The sequence below is a fragment of the Enterobacter sp. 03-F-07-AD-ECC genome (genome assembly GCF_047530935.1).
Lineage (GTDB): Bacteria > Pseudomonadota > Gammaproteobacteria > Enterobacterales > Enterobacteriaceae > Enterobacter > Enterobacter cloacae.
In genome coordinates this window covers 252,051-271,440 of the sequence record NZ_JBLKBZ010000001.1, presented here as the reverse complement: position 1 = coordinate 271,440, position 19,390 = coordinate 252,051, and the positions used below count along the sequence as shown (strand labels likewise).

Here is a 19,390-nt window from a genome sequence, read left to right as displayed (position 1 = left end):
GAGAGTAAAATGAGTCAGGACATTAATAACACCGTTGCGGCAAGCAAAACCCGTCGCGTCATTAAAAACCTGCGCTGGTATGTGCTGGTGCTGTTCTTACTTGGCGTCACCGTTAACTACATCACCCGAAACTCACTCGGCATCCTCGCCCCGGAACTGAAAGAGAGCCTCGGTATCACCACCGAGCAGTACTCCTGGATCGTCGGGGCATTCCAGATCGCCTACACCATTTTCCAGCCTCTGTGCGGCTGGCTGATCGACGTGATCGGCCTGAAGATTGGCTTTATGATTTGCGCCGGGATCTGGGCGCTGATGTGTATTTTCCACGCGGGTGCCGGGAGCTGGCTGCACCTTGCCATCCTGCGCTTCTTTATGGGGGCTTCTGAAGCCGCCGCCACGCCCGCAAACGCCAAAACCATTGGTGAATGGTTCCCGAAATCGGAACGTCCTGTGGCAGCCGGCTGGGCCGGTGTGGGCTTCTCCATTGGCGCAATGCTGGCTCCGCCTATCATCTACTTCGCGCACGCCTCGTTTGGCTGGCAGGGCGCGTTTATGTTCACCGGCGTGCTGGCGCTGCTGTGGGTGATCCTGTGGTGGGCGTTCTACCACAATCCGGAGCAGCATCCGAACCTGAGCAAAGACGAGCTGGCGTTTATCAAGCAGGATAACGAACCGCCTGCGGTAAAACTGCCCTTCCTGACCGCACTGAAAACCGTCTCAAAAAATAAACGTTTTTACGGTATCGCCATCCCGGCCTTTATGGCGGAACCGGCCTGGGCAGTGCTGAGTTTCTGGGTGCCGCTGTATCTCGCCAAAGAGCACGGCATGGATCTGAAGCAGATCGCGATGTTTGCCTGGCTGCCGTTCCTGGCCGCCGATCTCGGCAGCGTGGCGAGCGGTTACCTCACCCGTCTGTATACCCGCCTGTTTGGCTGCTCCCGCGTCAACTCCGTGGTGGCAAGCTCCGTCACCGGCGCGTTCCTGATGATCTCTCTGGCCGTCGTCGCCATTACCCGCGACCCGTACATCACCATCGTGCTGATCTCCATCGGCGGTTTCGGGCATCAGATCATCTCCTGCATGCTCAGCGCCCTGGTGGTGGAGTCGTTCGATAAAGGCCAGATGGCGACCGTTAACGGTATGCGCGGCTCGGCGGCGTGGATCGCCAGCTTCCTGTTTTCGCTGTTGATTGGTGTGACCGCCGACAAAATCGGCTTCAACCCGCTCTTTATTGCCATGGGTTTCTTTGACCTGATTGGCGCTGTTTTCCTGGTGGCATTTATTGCTGAACGTCGCGCCAAGCGCGCCTGATAGTGGATGTATTGCATATGAAAACCCTGAAAAACTGGACCGTCGATAAGCAGTCGGCCAACCATCTGGAACTGCTGGTGGATAACCAGCACCGCCTGTGCCTGTATGTGCTGGAAGAGAACCTGTTCCGCGTACTGATCAAACGTAAAGGCGAACTGGCGCTGGACCGCACCTGGAGCATCGCCCCGGAAGAAGATGTGCCGTGGGAAGGCCGTCGTCGCGACGATCTGAGCGGCTTCAGCTGCCCTGCCTGGACGCTAAGCCAGCAGGATGAGGGGCTGACAATTGCCACCGAACAGCTGCGTGTGACCGTTCATCAGCCGCTGTGGCTGGAGTGGCACTATCGCAATGACGCCGGTGAGTGGCAGCCGCTGGTCAATGACCGTCCGACCAGCGCCTATCTGCTGAACGCTCACGGCGACGGGGTGGCACACTACCTGAGCCGTCGCAAGGACGAGCGTTTTTACGGCCTGGGTGAGAAAGCGGGCGACCTGCAGCGCAACGGTAAGCGCTTCGAGATGCGCAACCTCGACGCCATGGGCTACAACGCGGCCAGCACCGACCCGCTGTACAAACACATCCCGTTTACCCTTACCCGCCGCGATGACGTGAGTTACGGCCTGTTCTACGACAACCTGAGCAGCTGCTGGCTGGATCTGGGCAACGAGATTGATAACTACCACACCGCTTACCGTCGCTGGCAGGCGGAAGCGGGTGATATCGATTACTACCTCTTTACCGGCAAACGGGTGCTGGATGTCACCAAAGCCTTTGTGCGCCTGACCGGGAAAACGCTGTTCGGGCCGAAATGGAGCCTGGGCTACAGCGGGTCGACCATGCACTACACCGACGCGCCGGACGCGCAGAAACAACTGATGAATTTTATTCGCCTGTGCGAAGAGCATGCGATCCCGTGCGACTCGTTCCAGCTCTCATCGGGTTATACCTCGATCAACGGTAAGCGCTATGTCTTTAACTGGAACTACGATAAAGTGCCGCAACCGAAGGTGATGACCCAGGCATTCCACGATGCGGGACTGCGGCTGGCGGCAAACATCAAGCCGTGCCTGCTGCAGGACCACCCGCGCTATAGCGAAGTGGCGGAAAACGGCCTGTTCATTCGTGATTCAGAAACCGACGCACCAGAACGCTCCAGCTTCTGGGATGACGAAGGTTCCCACCTCGACTTTACCAACCCGCAGACGGTGAAATGGTGGCAGGAAGGGGTCACCACGCAGCTGCTGGAGATGGGGATCGACTCCACCTGGAACGATAACAACGAATACGAAGTGTGGGACGGCGAAGCGCGCTGTCATGGTTTTGGCAAGGAGATCGCCATCAAACACATCCGCCCGGTGATGCCGCTGCTGATGATGCGCGCCTCGCTGGAAGCGCAGCAGCGGTTTGCCCCGGAAAAGCGCCCGTATCTGATCTCCCGTTCCGGCTGCGCCGGGATGCAACGTTACGTTCAGACCTGGAGCGGCGATAACCGCACCAACTGGGACACCCTGCGCTATAACATCCGCATGGGGCTGGGTATGAGCCTGTCCGGACTGTTTAACGTTGGTCATGACGTGGGCGGTTTTTCTGGCGACAAACCCGACGCTGAGCTATTTGTCCGCTGGGTGCAGAACGGCGTGATGCACCCGCGTTTTACCATTCACTCGTGGAACGATGACCACACGGTAAACGAGCCGTGGATGTATCCAGGCGTCACCCCTGCCATTCGCGGTGCCATTGAGCTGCGCTATCGTCTGCTGCCGTATCTCTACACCCTGCTCTGGCAGGCGCATGCCGATGACGAACCGATGCTGCGCCCAACCTTCCTCGACCACGAACACGATGCGCAGACCTTTGAAGAGTGCGACGAGTTCCTGCTGGGCCGGGACCTGCTGGTGGCAAGCGTGGTGGAGGCCGGACAGCGCGAGCGCCGTCTCTGGCTGCCGGATAACGAAACCGGCTGGTACGATTTTTACACCCACGCGTGGTACGCGGGCGGGCAGTGGATCGCTCTGGATGCACCGCTGGAAAAACTGCCGCTGCTGGTGCGCGCCGGTGCCGGTCTGCCGCTCAGCGAACGCATCACTCACGTCAGCGCGGAAAAAGACGACACCCGCGAGCTGAAGCTGTTCCCGGTCAAAGGCGTGGGCACCAGCACCGGTCTGCTGTTTGAAGATGACGGTGAAAGCTGGGGCTATCAGAACGGCAATGCGCTGTGGGTAGAGTGGGAAATGGTGTGTGATGGGGCAACCATCAATTTGAAGATCGCTGCGCGCGGAGATTATCGTCCGGCGTGGAAAGCACTGAAGGTGTCATTACCGGCGGGGGAAAAACGCAGGCTGCTGGTGAATGGGATTGAAGGGAGTGAGTGGGTGATGTAGTGCGGCCTGATGCCCTCACCCTAACCCTCTCCCACAGGGAGAGGGAACAGAACGTAGGCCGGGTAAGGCGAAGCCGCCACCCGGCTTTTTTTTTTAGTTCTCGATACCTTTGCTGCGCAGATAATCTTCGTAGTTACCGGTGAAGTCCACCACGCGCTCTGGCGTAATTTCAATCACGCGGGTTGCCAGCGAGCTGACGAACTCACGGTCGTGAGAGACGAAGATCAGGGTACCCTGGTACATCTCCAGCGCCATGTTCAGCGATTCAATAGATTCCATATCCAGGTGGTTGGTCGGTTCGTCCATCACCAGAATGTTCGGTTTTTCCATCATCAGCTTGCCGAACAGCATACGGCCCTTCTCTCCACCGGAGAGCACTTTGGCAGGCTTCTTGATGTCGTCCTGGCTGAACAGCAGACGCCCCAGAATACTGCGCACCGCCTGCTCATCGTCGCCTTCCTGCTTCCACTGGCTCATCCAGTCGAAGACGGTCAGGTCGTTTTCAAATTCATATTCATGATCCTGCGCGTAATAACCAATTTGCGCGTTTTCGGACCATTTCACGCTCCCGTTGTCCGGCTGCAGTTCGCCGACCAGGGTTTTCAGCATGGTGGATTTACCTACGCCGTTGGCACCCAGAATGGCGATCTTCTCGCCCACTTCCAGCAGCAGGTTGAAATTCTTAAACAGCGGGCCTTCATCAAAACCTTTGGTAAGGGCTTCCACTTCCAGCGCGTTACGGAACAGTTTCTTGTCCTGCTCGAAACGGATGAACGGGTTCTGACGGCTGGAAGCTTTAACCTCTTCCAGTTTGATTTTGTCAATCTGGCGGGCCCGCGATGTTGCCTGACGGGATTTAGAGGCGTTGGCGCTAAAGCGACTGACAAAGGATTGCAGGTCCGCAATCTGCGCTTTCTTCTTGGCGTTATCCGCCAGCAGACGTTCACGCGCCTGGGTGGCCGCCGTCATGTATTCGTCGTAGTTGCCCGGGTAAACACGCAGCTCACCGTAATCCAGATCCGCCATGTGCGTACACACCATGTTCAGGAAGTGACGGTCGTGCGAGATGATGATCATGGTGCTGTCACGGTCGTTGAGTGTCTGCTCCAGCCAGCGGATGGTGTCGATGTCCAGGTTGTTCGTCGGTTCATCGAGCAGCAGAATGTCCGGGTTAGAGAACAGCGCCTGCGCCAGCAGCACACGCAGCTTCCAGCCGGGTGCCACTTCGCTCATTGGGCCGTAATGCTGTTCGACCGGAATGCCCACGCCCAGCAGCAGCTCGCCCGCACGCGCTTCTGCAGAATAACCGTCCATTTCGCCGTATTGCGTCTCCAGATCGGCCACTTTGTAGCCATCTTCTTCGCTCATTTCGGCCAGCGCATAGATACGGTCGCGCTCCTGCTTCACTTCCCACAGCTCCGCGTGCCCCATGATCACGGTGTCAAGCACCGTGAACTCTTCAAAGGCGAACTGATCCTGACGCAGTTTACCGATGCGCTCGTTGGGATCGAGCGACACGTTGCCGAGCGTCGGCTCCAGGTCACCGCCGAGGATCTTCATAAAGGTGGATTTACCGCTACCGTTGGCACCAATCAGGCCGTAACGGTTGCCGCCGCCAAATTTGACGGAAATGTTTTCGAACAGCGGCTTACTGCCAAACTGCATAGTGACGTTGCTGGTAACTAACACGGGGAGATTCCTGCGAAAAGTGTGATAAACACGGCATTATGCCACAATTCCGAATTGAGATCCTGTGTTGCGACGCTCCGCTAAACTTTAACAAAATCGAAAAAAATGTGATTTCGTACACATCTGAATTCCCTGTTAGCGGGAATGCACATATAATGCGCTCCCATCACAGATTCAGACTTATCAACTCACGCCTGAATGGCTTAGATACCTCGCACAACATGAACATGAAATTAACAACGCTTTTTGCGGCGGCGTTAGCCGTAGTAGGTTTTTGCAAAACCGCTTCTGCGGTGACTTATCCGCTGCCGACAGACGGTAGCCGTCTGGTGGGTCAAAACCAGGTGGTGACGGTGCCTGAGGGTAACACTCAGCCGCTGGAGTATTTCGCAGCACAGTACCAGCTGGGCCTGTCTAACATGCTGGAAGCGAACCCGGGCGTTGACCCATACCTGCCAAAAGCAGGTACCGTTCTCAACATCCCTCAGCAGCTGATCCTGCCGGATACCGTTCATGAAGGTATCGTGATCAACAGCGCGGAGATGCGTCTGTATTACTACCCGAAAGGCACTAACACGGTAATCGTGCTGCCAATCGGTATCGGTCAGCTGGGTAAAGATACCCCGCTGAACTGGACCACCAAAGTTGAACGTAAGAAAGCAGGCCCAACCTGGACCCCAACGGCGAAAATGCACGCGGAATACATCGCGGCAGGTGAACCGCTGCCAGCCGTGGTTCCGGCAGGCCCGGATAACCCAATGGGTCTGTACGCCCTGTACATCGGCCGCCTGTACGCCATCCACGGTACCAACGCTAACTTCGGTATCGGCCTGCGCGTAAGCCACGGCTGCGTGCGTCTGCGTAACGACGACATCAAATTCCTGTTCGAAAACGTGCCGGTAGGTACCCGCGTCCAGTTCATCAACGAACCGGTTAAAGCGACCTCTGAGCCGGATGGCAGCCGTTACATTGAAGTGCACAACCCGCTGTCCACCAGCGAAGACCAGATCAACAATAACGAAATCGTGCCGATTACGCTGACCAGCGCGGTGCAGTCCGTGACCTCTCAGCCGGACGTGGAAACGACTATCGTTGACCAGGCTGTGCAGAACCGTTCCGGTATGCCGGTGCGTTTGAACTAATCGCGATACAGCGAAAAAAGCGGGCTTCGATGCCCGCTTTTTTTTATCCGTTATTCACAATCACAATCCCGCCGTGGTCGTAACGATAATGACAGTGCGCATACTCCAGCGGTGTGCCATCTTCCAGATAGATCACCTGCTCCACCTCCAGCACCGGGTCGCTCTCCTCGCAGACCAGATGCTGCATATCCAGCGCATTCGGCTTTAGCGCCCGCACCACGCGGTACGATCCCATAATTTTCAGCCCCAGCGTCTCCTGCACATAGCGAAACACCGAGCTTTCAAGATGACTTTTGTTCAGGCCGGGCACCAGGTTGAGCGGCATTACGGTCGCGTCCAGCGACATGGGCTCACCATTAAGCAAACGCAGACGAATGAAGTCATAGACCGGCGTATCGGCATTGATCATCAGCGAGGCCTGCTCTTTTTCGTTCGGGAAGCGCAGTTCAAAATGCACCACCTGGCTCGTTACCGTGCCCAGATGCTCCCAGGTTTTGGTCGCGCCAAAGTAGTCGCTGCCGGAGAGATCCCACTGCGACAGCTGAAGGAAGTTTTTGCGGATGAACGTCCCCTGCCCCTGACGGGTATATACCAGCCCTTCAACGATCAGCTGACGCATGGCCTGCTGAATGGTCATCCGGCTGGTATTGAACTCCGCCGCCAGCGCAAACTGGTCCGGCAGCGGTTCATTGGCGGCATACTGCTGGCTGATGATGCGTTTTTTGATTTCACGCGCTATGGTGATGTACTTCGCCGCCATCGTCCTTCCTTCTGTTTAATGTTCTATCCCGCTGTTTTTCAACGCCACTCGCTCGGCAATTTTGAGGAAAGGCAGGTAGAAGAATACACCAAATACGATGATTGCCAACTGCACCACCACCGCCCGCCAGTCCCCCGCCGTTGCCAGCCAGGCGCTCAGAATTGGCGGCGTGGTCCACGGGATCATCACCACGCAGCGCGACATTAATCCCAGCGTGGTGCAGAGCCAGGCGAAGTAAATGCCAATGGCGGGCAACAGGACAAACGGAATCATTAAAGGCAGGTTAAACACAATCGGCAGGCCGAAAATCACCGGCTCGTTGATATTGAACAGACCCGGCGCCAGCGACAGACGTGCCACCTGTTTCGCCGATTGTTGCCGCGAGAAGATAAAGATGGCGATCAGCAGTGAAATGGTGCTACCGGTACCGCCCACCATGCCAAAGGTCGGCACGAAGATGTTGTTGATGATATGCGGGATCGGCTGGCCGTTGGCAAAGGCCAGCATGTTCTCATTGGTGTTAATCAACAGGAACGGCTCCAGCACCACGCTGTTAACTACCGACTGATGAATACCCAGCGTGAAGAGGAAATTACCGAAGCTGTAGATAAAAATCGTCCCCGGCAGGCTGGTATTGATGAGTCGCAGCGGCTGCTGGATAAAGGTGGTGATCAGGTGAATCAGATCCGTATGCAATACGTTCGCCAGCAGCGCGGCCAGAACGGCAAACAGTGAGAGCGTCAGGATGGTCGGGATCAGGGCGGTAAACGATTTACTGACCGCCGGCGGCACGTTTTCCCCCAGTGATATTTGCAGCGCCTTAAGCCGCGAGATGGCGATAAACAGCTCCGTCGAGAGCAAGCCAATCAGCACCCCGGCGAAAATCCCGGTCGAACCAATGTTGGCGAAGGTCAGCACCTGGGTGACATTCACCGTGGTGTCGCTGCCGACGGGCGTGAGCTGCAGACGCATCGGCATCATGATAATAAAGCTGCTGACAGCGATAACCACTGCCGAGACCGGATTGTCGAAATCCTTGTTGCGCGCCAGCGACCAGGCAATCATCGGCGCCAGCAGCAGCGCGGCGATATTCAGCGTGCCATTGATGATCGCCTCGCCCCATACCTTGAAGTGCGTGAGCGTGTCGCCGTCAAAAATCCAAGGAAACACCACATTGTTCACCAGTACCGCCAGTCCGGCGAGGATGAAAATCGGCATCACCGTGGCGAAGGCATCGCGCAGGGAGCGAAGATGCACCTGGTTTGCCAGGCGCGCTGAGAACTCAACAAATTTATCGACAAAGGACTGCATATGCGGTGTGATTTTTGTTTCAGACATAGCGGATAGTTCCCATCAATCAGTCACAAAAACGGCCCGGCAGCGTACGGCTTACATCTCGCGTCCGTTGGTATGGATAACCTGTTTTAACCACGCGTAGCTCTTCTTCGGCACGCGTTTCAGGTCTTTAAGGTCGTGGTTTTCACGGTTGACGTAGACCACGCCGTAGCGCTTACGCATGTCACCCTGGGAGCTCAGAATGTCGATCAGACCCCAGCCGAGATACCCCATCACCTCTGCGCCATCCTCGAACATGGCGGCTTTCATGGCCTCGATATGCGCCCGGTGATAGTCGATGCGGTAGGTATCCTCAATCGGGTTCACGCCATCCCAGGATTCAATCACGCCAATGCCGTTTTCAATCGGGAACACCGGCATGCGCCAGTCGTTGGCGTAGCGGGTGATGATGGTGCGAAAACCGAGCGGATCGATCTGCCAGTTCCATTCGGTGGCTTTCAGGTACGGGTTATTTTTATCGCCGTACAGCAGGTAATTGTTCACCGGGGTTCCCTGCGGAATGGCATCGCTGTCCAGCGTTTTACTGGCGTAGTAGCTGAAGGCCATAAAGTCGTTTTGGGTTCTTGCGAACAGCGCCAGATCCTCGGCACGGTAGATATCGCCAAACCCTTCCTGCTCCACCACCGCCATCACCGCCGGGCTATAGCCCTGACCAGCAAAGACGCGCAGCAGGTTGTGGTTGAGGAATTCGTCGTACTGCTGGGCGCAGAAGATATCGCGCGGTTTGCAGGTGGCCGGGTAAACCAGCTGGTGCGCCAGCATACCGCCCATCAGCTGACCCGGTTTTGTCTGGTGCAGGTATTCGGTCAGCGTCATGTGCGCCACCATGGTGTGATGCTGCAACTCGTAGAGCTCGCGCAGGGTTTTCTCACCTTTCATGTAGCCGGAAATACGAAACGCTTCCGGCATATGGAAGATGTTCTGTTCGTTGAAGGTCAGCCAATACTTCACACGGTCGCCGAAGCAGTCGATCATCTTTTTGCCATAGCGGATAAAGGCATCCATGACGCGACGATCGTTAAAGCCGTTGTACTCCTGCGCCAGCGCCAGCGGCATATCGAAGTGATAGAGGCAGATCATCGGCTCGATACCGCGGGCGATGAGATCGTTAATAAAGCGGTCGTAAAAGGCGATGCCCTCATCGTTGAACTCGCCGTCGCCCTGCGGACAGACCCGGCTCCAGGAGATTTGAAAGCGGTAGCAGTTCATGCCCAGATCCTGCATCAGGTCGAAATCTTCCCGGTAGCGGTGGTAGGAATCGGTCGCCACTTTCCAGTCGGAGATGTTTTCCCCCGCTTCGCGAATGTCGTACACCGACATCCCCTTCCCGCCCTCATTCCATGCCCCTTCCGTCTGCATGCTGGATACCGAGTTGCCCCATAAAAAGTTGGCTGGCAGTGATTGATTCATGGTCTCTCCCTATATGACTAGTCATTTAAATTTCATGACTAGTCATATAGGCGAAGATGTAAAAGCGATCAAAGAGGAGGATCGAATTTTGTGAGCAGAGCGGGAAAAAAAGCCCCGGTGAGCGGTGCGCCACCGGGGAAAGGAGGGTTATTGCTGTGCGAGCTGATTACGACGATATTCCCCCTGCCGCTCCAGCATCCAGCCCGGATATTCGCGCGGCAGTGCGCTGACGGCATCAAGCTGTTTCAGCTCGTCTTCACTTAAACGGATCCCGGTTGCGGCGATATTGTCATCCAGTTGATCGACGCGTTTGGCACCAATAATGACGCTGGTCACCACCTTCTGATGCAGCAGCCACGCCAGGGCGATTTGCGCGACGGAGACGCCTTTGCTTTCGGCAATAGTACGCATCACATCCACACAGTCGAAGGCGCGCTCTTTTTCCACCGGCGGGAAGTCAAACTCCAGACGACGGCCACCGGCTTCACTCTGCCCGTCGCGGCCATATTTCCCGCTCAGCAGGCCACCCGCCAGCGGGCTCCAGACCATCAGCCCGACGCCTTCGCTCTGCATCATTGGCACCAGTTCGCGCTCCAGATCACGTCCGGCGATGGTGTAATAGGCCTGCAGCGATGCGAAACGGGCCAGACCCAGTCGCTCGGAAATGCCCAGCGCTTTGGCGATCTGCCACGCGGCCCAGTTAGAGACACCGATGTAGCGCACGTGGCCGTGCTGCACCAGGTTATCCAGGGCATAAAGCATCTCTTCCATCGGCGTTGCGGGGTCGAAACCGTGAAGCTGGTAGAGATCGATATGGTCGAGCTGCATACGGCGCAGGCTCTCTTTCACGCTGCTGATAATGTGATAGCGTGAGCTGCCGCGTGAGTTCACCCCCGCCGTGCCCGTTTCGCCAAACACTTTGGTGGCCACCACCACGTTTTCGCGCGGAATTTTCAGGTTCTTGAGTGCCTGGCCGGTGATCTCCTCCGAGCGGCCTTCGGAATAGACGTTCGCGGTGTCGATGAAGTTGATCCCGGCATCCAGCGCACGGCCCACCAGCTGCTCGGCTTCACTTTGCTGCAGCTGGCCAATCTTGCCCCACATGCCACCTTCACCGCCGAAGGTCATGGTGCCAAGGCACAGTTCAGAAACAAACAGACCGGTATTGCCCAGTTTTTGATAACGCATAAGATAGTCCTCACATGTCGTTTGATGGGTGCCTGATAGTTATACCCGCCCCCTGGCCAACGCGAATGTGGCGTTCCTGTCCGTTTCTTGCCCAATCCTCTGAATATTATCCGCGCGGGGCATCGCCAAAGATGGCGTAATCCGGTAACTGCACCTGCTGATAGGGCTCCCAGCCGCCGCCAAGCGCCTTATAGAGCGCCACCAGATCGAGCGCGCTTTGCACCTGCGCCTGGGCACGTTGCTGCTCGGCCTGTGCCAGCTGCCGTTGGGCGTCGAGCACGTCGATAAAGCTGGCAATCCCCTGCCGGTAGCTGTCGCTGGCCAGATCGAAGGCGTTTTGCAGCGCATCGATGGTTTTTGCCAGACCCGCTTCACGCTGCTGATCGGTGCGGTAACTCACCAGCGCATTCTCAACATCCCCCAGCGCGGTCAGTACCGTCTGGCGATAATCCAGCACTGCTGCCCCCTGTTGCGCACGCGCCACTTTCACGCTGGAGACCAGTCTTCCGCCCTGGAAGATGGGAATGGAGACCTGCGGACCAAAACTGTAGAAGTGGCTGCTCCAGTCGGTGAGCCAGTTGGATTCGCTGTTGCGCAGGCCAAACTGCCCGGAAAGGGTAAAGCTCGGGAACAGCTCGGCCACCGACACGCCAATTTGCGCTGTGGCGGCATGGAGATTCGCTTCCGCTTCTCGCACGTCCGGACGACGTCGCGCCAGCGTGGATGGAATACCCGTTTGCACGATATCCGGCAGCGCAGGCATCGGCTGGGCGGACTGCAATTCCGCATCCAACGCCCCCGGCGGCTTGCCGAGCAGGATCGCCAGGCCGTTCATCGCCTGCCGCTCCTGCGCCTGATATTGCGGCAGTTGTGCTTCAAGATTGCCCAGCTGCGCCCGCGCATTTTCTACGTCCATCTGCGGCGACAACCCGCCCCGCTGGCGACTTTCGGTCAGATCCAGCGTTTGCTGCGCACTTTTAATCTGGGTGTTCAGCGTGGCAATAATGCTCTGCGCCCCGCGCAGCTGGAGCCAGGCGCGCGCCACTTCGGCTTCAAGGGAGACCAGCGCGTCGTTACGCTGCTCAATAGCGGCTTTCTGCTGCGCTTCAGCAGCTTCAACCTGACGGCGAACTTTACCCCAGAGGTCAATCTCCCACTGGGCGTCGAAGCTGCCCTGGTAGAGGTTGATCGGCTGCGTCAGCGGTCCTAACGCCCCCCTGAGTTCCGGATCGACGTTATCAAGCTGGTCGTAGACCCCATGAGACTTCAGCTCACCTTCCAGGCCGAGCTGCTGGCGCGTCGCCTGCAGATTGCCGTTGACCGACGGATAAAACCCCCCGCCCGCCTGGTTAATCTGTTCGCGCGCGCCAGCGATGCGCAGCACCGTTTGCTGCAGGGACAAATTCCCGGCGATGGCGCGTTCAATCAGGCTGTCGAGCTGCGGCGAGCCGAACGTTTTCCACCAGCGCGGGTTAGTCGCAGCGGAGGTGGTTTGTGATTTCACCGTGCTGTCGCCTTTATCGTTCCAGTGCGTGACGGCAGGCGGTGCAGGCGGCTGGTAATCCGGCCCCACGGCGCAACCTGCCAGCAGCATCATTATCATCAGGGGGTGTAAACGTCTGTGTATCATCAATGTGCTCCTGCACTCCCCTCGCTCTTAACCGGCGAGAGCAACAAACAAAACGGAATCAGGACCAGCGCCACCACGCTCAGAATGGTGAATACGTCGATATAGGCCAGGAAGCGCGACTGCTCAATCATGGTCTGGTACATGCGCCCGGTGGCAATGCCGGTCGGGTCGCCGACCTGAGTGGTAAAGTTCTGGATCGCCTGCGCGCTTTCGCGGATCGCCTGCTGGAACTGCTCGTTAAACGGCGAGGCGTGGTACGCAAGGTGCGCGCTGTGGGCCTGCGAGCGCTCGGTGATGGCCGCCGTGGAAAGCGATATGCCAATCGAGCCCGCAACGTTACGGAACATGGTGAACAGCGCCGCGGCATCCGCGTTCAGCCGCCTCGGGATAGAAATAAACGCAATGGTGGTCAGCGGGACAAACAGGAACCCCAGCCCAATCGACTGGGCGCTGCGGAACAGCACCAGCGTTTCGAAGTCAATATCCGGGGTGAGCGTGCGCGACCAGAAGAACGACACAGCCAGACAGGTAAAGCCAAAGGCGATGATCCAGCGCGTCTGCACCACCGGCATCAGCTTCAGGACCAGCGGGATGGTCAATACAATCAACACTGCGCCGGGCGACAGCACCAGCCCGGACCAGGTGGCGGTATAGCCCAGATCCTGCTGCGCCAGCTGCGGGATCACCACCGAGCTGCCGTAAAGGATCATCGCCATCCCCGCCATCAGCAGGCTGGAGATGGTAAAGTTGCGGTCCTTCATGCAGTGCAGATCAACAACCGGTTTTTTGGCATACATCAGCCAGTAAATGGCGCCAATGATGCCGACCAGCGTTAACACCGCAAAGGTGCGAATAAAGTTCGAGTAGAACCAGTCATCATCCTCGCCCCGGTCGAGCATCACCTGCAGACAGCCGAGGCCAAGCGCGATCAGGCCGATCCCCGTCCAGTCGATAGTCAGCTTCTCTTTAGCTTTGCTCTCCCAGGGTGGATCTTCCAGCAGCTGGTAGATCGCCAGCACCGTCACTATCCCCACCGGGATGTTGATAAAGAACACCCAGCGCCAGGAGTAGTTGTCGGTGATCCAGCCCCCGAGCGTCGGGCCGAGTACCGGCGCAACGATGATGGCGATGGAGGAGAGACCAAACGCTTTACCCCTATCTTCCGGTTTAAAGTAGTCAAGCAGCACCGACTGCTGCGTGGGCTGCAGGCCGCCGCCAAAAAAGCCCTGCATCACACGGAACAAGATGATTTGCCACAGCTCGGTCGCGATCCCGCACAGGAACGAGCAGACGGTAAACATCACGATGCAAATCAGGAAGAACTGCTTGCGGCCAAACACCCGGCTGAGAAACGCCGAGATGGGCAGGACGATGCCGTTAGCCACCAGGTAGCTGGTTAACACCCAGGTGGACTCGTCATAGCTGGACGAGAGCGAGCCCGCCACGTGCGGCAGCGCCACGTTGACAATGGTGGTGTCGAGGATCTCCATAAACACCGCCAGCGTAACGACAATCGCCACCGCCCACGGATTGCTGGCGGGCTTCCAGTTGTCGTGGCTGTGATCCGTCATTCCACGGTGACCTTCGGTTCCACCGACAGCCCCAGCGGCAGCGGTTTGTTCGGATCCAGCCCTTTATCAATCACAATTTTCACCGGCACGCGCTGGACAATTTTAACAAAGTTGCCGGTGGCGTTTTCCGACGGGAACGCCGAGAAACGCGAGCCGCTGCCCTGCTGGATACTGTCGACATGGCCTTCAAGCGCCATATCTGGCCAGGCATCGACGGAAACCTCCACCTTATCGCCTGGCTTCATGCGCTCAAGCTGAGACTCTTTAAAGTTGGCCACCACCCAGACGTTGGGTGAGACCAGCGAGAACAGCGCCGTGCCCGCCTGCACCAGCGTACCCGGCTGCACGTTGCGCTTAGTGACAAACCCGTCGAACGGGGCGCGAACTTCGGTGTAAGAGAGGTTGAGGTTAGCGGTTTCCAGCTGCGCTTTAGCCTGATCGACCTGGCGCTCACGCGCTTCGACGTTGGTCTCCTGCTGGCGGATTTGCAGCTGTACCTGCTCCGCCACTTCCAGCTGGGCCTGCGCGCTTGCCAGAGCGGCCTGTGCACTACGCAGCTGGGCGTTGGCGGAATCAATGCTTTGTTGGGTGGTGGCACGCGGATCGACCCCGCGCTGGCGGCGATACTCCGCCTGCGCGTTGGCGAGGTCTGCCTGCGCTTTCAGCACCTGCGCTTTGGCTTCGTCGCGCTGGGCGGGGTATTGCACTTTCGAGAGCGCCAGCTGTGCCTGGGCCTGATGCAGCTGCGCAATAGCCAGGCCAAGCTGGGCCTGAGCCTGATCGCGCTGGGCGGTGGTATCACGCGGATCGATAACCACCAGCAGATCGCCCTTTTTCACGCGCTGGTTATCACGCACATGTAGCGCCGTGACATAACCCGCCGTTTTAGGGGCAATCGTCACCACATCGCCGTCGGTAAAGGCGTCGTCAGTTGTCTCTTCGTTACGGGTTAAAAACCACCAGACCAGCGCCACGATGACCATCACCACCACGACAATGCCGAGGATAATTAACGGTTTTTTGCCCGGACGCTTACGCTCATTATTGTTTTTGTCCTGCTCGTCAGCAGGCGTGTTTTGATCTTCAGCCATAGTTCAGCAACGGTCCTGTCAGTGAGCGGCATCACACTATGCCGTTCACTAAAGCTAGGACGTTGCTATACGTTTGCCAGGAAAAACTGACAAATTGCGCACTATATGAGAAGGAATAATCCGAAACCGATCGCCGCAGCCCAGAGCAGCATGGGGATCGACCAGAGATGGAAACGCCACCAGATGCGGCGATCGTTCGCCATCCGCAGGGCAATCAGGTTGGCCAGCGAGCCGGGCAGCAGACCAAACCCGCCGATGTTAACCGCCCAGGCCAGAAGCGTGTCCGGCGGAACATAGTTGAGCAGTAAAATGGTAGAAGGCACGTTGCTGATGACCTGCGAGAGGCCGATCGCCGTCAGCCACAGCCCCGGCTGAGACAGACCGCTGACGCTGTGCAGCACGTGTTGCAGCACCGGGAGCTGGATAAGCAGATGCACGTCGATGAACATCACCATAAAGACCAGCAGCAACGTCCAGTCCACGCTCACCAGCACGCGTCGCGCCAGCACGACAAAACCAGCCGCCACGAGCAGCACGCCCGCCAGTTCATACCGCAGCTCCAGCGCAAACAGAAAGACGATATACAGCCCCAGGCAGCTCCAGACCAGACGAGGCTGCCACTGCGGGCCAGTTGTGCCGCTGTGGTATTGCAGTTTTTTATCCGGGAAGGCAAACCAGCAGACCGCCAGCAGCGACGCCATCATCACCAGCGCCAGCGGCGCCATCTGCCAGGTAAAGGCGGCGAACGATAACCCTGAACGTCCCCAGAGGAGAATGTTTTGCGGGTTGCCGATAGGGGTTAACAGCGAGCCCGCGTTGACGGCCAGCGCTTCAAAGATGATCAGCCGGCTCACCGGGATCTCGCACAGCTTACGCAGGGTGAGCGTCAGCGGCACGATGATAAACAGCGCCACATCGTTGGTGAGAAAGGTCGACAGCACCGCGGCGGAGAATACCATAAACAGCGACAGCCTGCGTTCGGTGGCAAACCGGCGCACCATTTTGCGCCCCAGCACGTCGAAGTAGCCGCTCAGCTCCACCCCTTTGGTGAGCATCATTAACCCGCTCAGGGTAATGATAGTGCGCCAGTCAATCGCCGCAGGCCAGGCCTTGGGCGCAAACGGTACAAAAAGGCTTAAACCTGCACCAATAATCAATAAGAGATGAAAGAAGCGATCGCGCGTGAGGGCCTGCAGTCCAGGGATTTTCATTCAGCGGAGGAACCATATTTAAGCGTAAACTCACGAAACTTCACCAGCGTCTCTTCGCTGACGTGGTGTTCCATTCCTTCCGCATCCCGACGGGCAATCTCCGGGCTTACGCCCAGCACCAGCAAGAAGTTCTCCACCAGCTGGTGGCGCTCGCGGCTCTCCTGCGCCAGCTTCTCCCCTTCCGGCGTCAGAAAGACACCGCGCCACGGGATCATTTCGATTAAGCCGACGGAGGCCAGACGTTTTAACATCTTCGCAACGGTTGGCTGCGAAACCCCCAGCCTGGCCGCCATATCAACCTGACGTGCTTCCCCGACCTCGCGAATCAGATCGGAAATCAGCTCAACATAATCATCAATCAGTTCACGTCGGTGGGCTTCACGCACCTGACGAAAACCTTCGACGTGCTCTTCCACATTCACCAGTTGCGTCGTTTTTCTGATTGTTGGCTTACCTGCGCGACGGTTCATTGTACTTCCTCAGTGGGGTGACGCTTCCAGCGCCCGGTATCGAGAGCGCACATTGTAAACCATACCTCTACAAGCACAAAAAATTAACGAAATAGCCATAGCTATACAATATAGCCTGTGCTATATCTGTATGTAATGCAGTCACCCTTCACGGATCGAAGGGATCAAAAATCAGGAGGTCTTATGAACGAATTCAAGAGGTGTATGACCGTGTTTACTCACTCCCCCTTCAGGGTGCGCTTAATGCTGTTGAACATGCTGTGCGATATGTTTAACAACAAGCCACATCAGGACGACAAACCTTCCCACTAAGCGGCGTTGCGGTACGCCGCTTCATTTTGCCGTCATATTCCCGCTGTAAACTGGCCTCCGGCCGCCCTATTCCCGGTTTTTTTTACGGATTTGCAATCCTCTTCGCAAAACATCTGCTTAGCAACGGTTGATATTATTTAGCGCTCGCACTATCTTCTTGCAGCCCTGCACAATTTGCGGCTCGCTGAAGCGGACCCTCATTCCCTCTCCACGCACTGTCAGGCAGGTTATGACCCTTGACGCCAGGGTGAGCACATGGCGTTTTTATGCATGATAGTGACCTATGAATTTAACCCTGATAGACACCGTTGTTACCCGCAGTCGGGCCTTAAGTCCGTGGACGGCATTCTACTTTTTACAATCCTTGCTGATTAACTTTGCGCTGGGTTACCCCTTCAGCCTGCTGTATGCCGTTGCATTTACCTGCATTCTGCATTTGCTGTGGCGTACCGCGCCGCGCGCGCAAAAAACGTTAGTGGGCATCTGCTCCCTGATTGCAGCGCTCTATTTCCCGTTTGGTCAGGCTTACGGTTCGCCAAACTTTAATACCCTGCTGGCGCTGCACTCGACCAACATGGAAGAGTCGACCGAGATCCTGACGATCTTCCCGTGGTACAGCTACGTGGTCGGCCTCTTTATTTTTGCGCTTGGCGTTATAGCGGTGCGTCGTAAACCCGATGAGAAAAAAGCGTGGGGAAAAATAGAGACGCTGTGCCTGGCATTCAGCGTAGTGACCTTCTTTGTCACCCCCGTGCAAAACCTGGCCTGGGGCGGCGTGTTCAAGCTGAAGGATACCGGCTACCCGGTGTTCCGCTTTGTAAAAGACGTTGTCGTCAATAACCAGGAAGTTCTCGACGAGCAGGCGCGCATGGCTGAGCTCTCCAATATGAAAGACACCTGGAACGTGCTGGCGGTGAAGCCGAAGTACCATACCTATGTGGTCGTCATCGGCGAAAGCGCACGCCGCGATGCGATGGGCGCGTTCGGCGGACACTGGGATAACACGCCGTTCGCCAGCTCCGTCAACGGTACCCTGTTTACCGATTATATTGCGGCCAGCGGCTCGACGCAGAAATCGCTCGGCCTGACCCTGAACCGCGTTGTCGACGGCAAACCACAGTATCAGGATAACTTTGTCACGCTGGCAAACCGTGCCGGTTTTCAGACGTGGTGGTTCTCTAATCAGGGGCAAATTGGCGAATACGATACCGCCATTGCCAGCATCGCGAAGCGTGCCGATGAAGTGCAGTTCCTGAAAAACGGGGATTTTGAAGCCGATAAAAATACCAAAGACGAAGCATTGCTCAAGATGACGGCACAGGTTTTTGCCACGCAGCGTACGCAGCCACAGCTGATCGTCCTGCACCTGATGGGTTCGCACCCTCAGGCCTGTGACCGCACGCAGGGGAAATACGCCGAGTTTGTGCAATCTAAAGAGACCTCTTGTTATCTGTACACCATGACGCAAACCGACGAACTGCTCAGCAAGCTGTACGATCAGCTACGTAATACGGGTGAGAGTTTCTCGATGGTTTATTTCTCGGATCACGGGCTGGCGTTTAAAGAGCGCGGTAAAGAGGTGCAGTATCTGGCGCACGACGATAAATTCCAGCAAAACTTCCAGGTACCGTTTATGGTGTTATCGAGTGATGACAAGAAGCATCGTATTATCACCGCGCGCCGCTCGGCCAATGATTTCCTGACGTTCTTCTCGCAGTGGACGGGGATTTCAGCAGAGCAGATCAAAAATGCTTACCCGTTTATCTCAAACAAGAAAGCTCCCCCAGTGTACGTTACCAACTTCAAGTTACAGAAAGTTGACTATAACCATTTGGGTACGGATATTTTCGATATAAAGAGTAAGTAAG

At 56.9% G+C, this 19,390-nt stretch carries 15 protein-coding genes; 5 read left to right on the top strand and 10 right to left on the bottom strand.

The features are described from left to right. Positions 1-9 precede the first annotated feature (9 nt). Both ACMWKA_RS01315 and ACMWKA_RS01310 read left to right on the top strand, forming a co-directional pair. Positions 10-1,311: an MFS transporter gene (locus ACMWKA_RS01315; protein WP_023621974.1), complete on the top strand. Its 1,302-nt coding sequence runs from the start codon at positions 10-12 to the stop codon at positions 1,309-1,311. Positions 1,312-1,328: 17 nt separating this feature from the next. Then, positions 1,329-3,692 (top strand): TIM-barrel domain-containing protein, encoded by a 2,364-nt coding sequence (locus tag ACMWKA_RS01310; RefSeq protein WP_414759921.1) that lies wholly within the window; start codon positions 1,329-1,331, stop codon positions 3,690-3,692. Positions 3,693-3,785: 93 nt separating this feature from the next. On the opposite strand, the gene ACMWKA_RS01305 is transcribed toward ACMWKA_RS01310, so the two are convergent. Continuing rightward, the gene (locus tag ACMWKA_RS01305; RefSeq protein ID WP_013097447.1) at positions 3,786-5,381 is read right to left on the bottom strand and encodes an ABC-F family ATPase; all 1,596 of its coding nucleotides are present in this window, start codon (positions 5,379-5,381) and stop codon (positions 3,786-3,788) included. A 221-nt stretch (positions 5,382-5,602) separates the two neighbouring features. Between ACMWKA_RS01305 and ldtB the strand changes: the two genes are divergently transcribed. Beyond that, positions 5,603-6,523 carry a L,D-transpeptidase gene (gene ldtB, locus ACMWKA_RS01300; RefSeq protein WP_020689864.1) on the top strand — a complete coding sequence of 307 codons (921 nt, stop codon included), beginning with the start codon at positions 5,603-5,605 and terminating at the stop codon, positions 6,521-6,523. Between the two features lie 43 nt (positions 6,524-6,566). Here the strand turns inward: ldtB and ACMWKA_RS01295 are convergent, their stop codons facing one another. The 9 genes from ACMWKA_RS01295 to mntR all read right to left on the bottom strand — a co-directional run bounded on the left by ACMWKA_RS01295 (position 6,567) and on the right by mntR (position 17,210). Continuing rightward, complete coding sequence (locus ACMWKA_RS01295; protein WP_013097449.1) at positions 6,567-7,283, bottom strand: GntR family transcriptional regulator; 717 nt, start codon at positions 7,281-7,283, stop codon at positions 6,567-6,569. Positions 7,284-7,298: 15 nt separating this feature from the next. After that, entirely contained in the window at positions 7,299-8,621 is a 1,323-nt protein-coding gene (locus tag ACMWKA_RS01290; RefSeq protein WP_095455632.1) for a PTS sugar transporter subunit IIC, read from the bottom strand. Between the two features lie 51 nt (positions 8,622-8,672). After that, positions 8,673-10,049 (bottom strand): glycoside hydrolase family 1 protein, encoded by a 1,377-nt coding sequence (locus ACMWKA_RS01285; protein ID WP_414759920.1) that lies wholly within the window; start codon positions 10,047-10,049, stop codon positions 8,673-8,675. 147 nt (positions 10,050-10,196) lie between these two features. Then, a complete protein-coding gene (locus ACMWKA_RS01280) occupies positions 10,197-11,237 on the bottom strand; it encodes an aldo/keto reductase (RefSeq protein WP_040020693.1) in 1,041 nt (346 codons plus the stop codon). A 106-nt stretch (positions 11,238-11,343) separates the two neighbouring features. Then, positions 11,344-12,867: an efflux transporter outer membrane subunit gene (locus ACMWKA_RS01275; RefSeq protein ID WP_349705045.1), complete on the bottom strand. Its 1,524-nt coding sequence runs from the start codon at positions 12,865-12,867 to the stop codon at positions 11,344-11,346. Further along, the gene (locus ACMWKA_RS01270) at positions 12,867-14,438 is read right to left on the bottom strand and encodes a DHA2 family efflux MFS transporter permease subunit (protein ID WP_029882858.1); all 1,572 of its coding nucleotides are present in this window, start codon (positions 14,436-14,438) and stop codon (positions 12,867-12,869) included. Before ACMWKA_RS01270 ends, ACMWKA_RS01275 begins: the two co-directional genes overlap by 1 nt. Next, on the bottom strand, positions 14,435-15,529 hold the full coding sequence (locus ACMWKA_RS01265) for an HlyD family secretion protein (protein WP_038418967.1): 1,095 nt from the start codon (positions 15,527-15,529) through the stop codon (positions 14,435-14,437). The genes ACMWKA_RS01270 and ACMWKA_RS01265 overlap by 4 nt, the downstream gene beginning before the upstream one ends. A gap of 101 nt (positions 15,530-15,630) precedes the next feature. After that, positions 15,631-16,740 (bottom strand): anion transporter, encoded by a 1,110-nt coding sequence (locus ACMWKA_RS01260; protein WP_038418965.1) that lies wholly within the window; start codon positions 16,738-16,740, stop codon positions 15,631-15,633. Next, positions 16,737-17,210 (bottom strand): manganese-binding transcriptional regulator MntR, encoded by a 474-nt coding sequence (gene mntR, locus ACMWKA_RS01255; RefSeq protein ID WP_013097457.1) that lies wholly within the window; start codon positions 17,208-17,210, stop codon positions 16,737-16,739. The genes ACMWKA_RS01260 and mntR overlap by 4 nt, the downstream gene beginning before the upstream one ends. Positions 17,211-17,393: 183 nt before the next feature. Between mntR and mntS the strand changes: the two genes are divergently transcribed. Next, positions 17,394-17,522: a manganase accumulation protein MntS gene (gene mntS / locus ACMWKA_RS01250; RefSeq protein WP_013097458.1), complete on the top strand. Its 129-nt coding sequence runs from the start codon at positions 17,394-17,396 to the stop codon at positions 17,520-17,522. A gap of 283 nt (positions 17,523-17,805) precedes the next feature. Then, positions 17,806-19,389 (top strand): phosphoethanolamine transferase, encoded by a 1,584-nt coding sequence (locus ACMWKA_RS01245; RefSeq protein ID WP_058650917.1) that lies wholly within the window; start codon positions 17,806-17,808, stop codon positions 19,387-19,389. Position 19,390 lies beyond the last annotated feature (1 nt).

Coding starts and splice junctions, on each gene's coding strand:
- ACMWKA_RS01310 (WP_414759921.1), top strand. CDS start 1,329: ATGAAAACCCTGAAAAACTGGACCGTCGATAAGCAGTCGGCCAACCAT.
- ACMWKA_RS01285 (WP_414759920.1), bottom strand. CDS start 10,049: ATGAATCAATCACTGCCAGCCAACTTTTTATGGGGCAACTCGGTATCC.
- mntR (WP_013097457.1), bottom strand. CDS start 17,210: ATGAACCGTCGCGCAGGTAAGCCAACAATCAGAAAAACGACGCAACTG.
- ACMWKA_RS01245 (WP_058650917.1), top strand. CDS start 17,806: ATGAATTTAACCCTGATAGACACCGTTGTTACCCGCAGTCGGGCCTTA.
- ACMWKA_RS01260 (WP_038418965.1), bottom strand. CDS start 16,740: ATGAAAATCCCTGGACTGCAGGCCCTCACGCGCGATCGCTTCTTTCAT.
- ACMWKA_RS01265 (WP_038418967.1), bottom strand. CDS start 15,529: ATGGCTGAAGATCAAAACACGCCTGCTGACGAGCAGGACAAAAACAAT.
- mntS (WP_013097458.1), top strand. CDS start 17,394: ATGAACGAATTCAAGAGGTGTATGACCGTGTTTACTCACTCCCCCTTC.
- ACMWKA_RS01280 (WP_040020693.1), bottom strand. CDS start 11,237: ATGCGTTATCAAAAACTGGGCAATACCGGTCTGTTTGTTTCTGAACTG.
- ACMWKA_RS01275 (WP_349705045.1), bottom strand. CDS start 12,867: ATGATACACAGACGTTTACACCCCCTGATGATAATGATGCTGCTGGCA.
- ACMWKA_RS01315 (WP_023621974.1), top strand. CDS start 10: ATGAGTCAGGACATTAATAACACCGTTGCGGCAAGCAAAACCCGTCGC.
- ACMWKA_RS01290 (WP_095455632.1), bottom strand. CDS start 8,621: ATGTCTGAAACAAAAATCACACCGCATATGCAGTCCTTTGTCGATAAA.
- ACMWKA_RS01270 (WP_029882858.1), bottom strand. CDS start 14,438: ATGACGGATCACAGCCACGACAACTGGAAGCCCGCCAGCAATCCGTGG.
- ldtB (WP_020689864.1), top strand. CDS start 5,603: ATGAACATGAAATTAACAACGCTTTTTGCGGCGGCGTTAGCCGTAGTA.
- ACMWKA_RS01295 (WP_013097449.1), bottom strand. CDS start 7,283: ATGGCGGCGAAGTACATCACCATAGCGCGTGAAATCAAAAAACGCATC.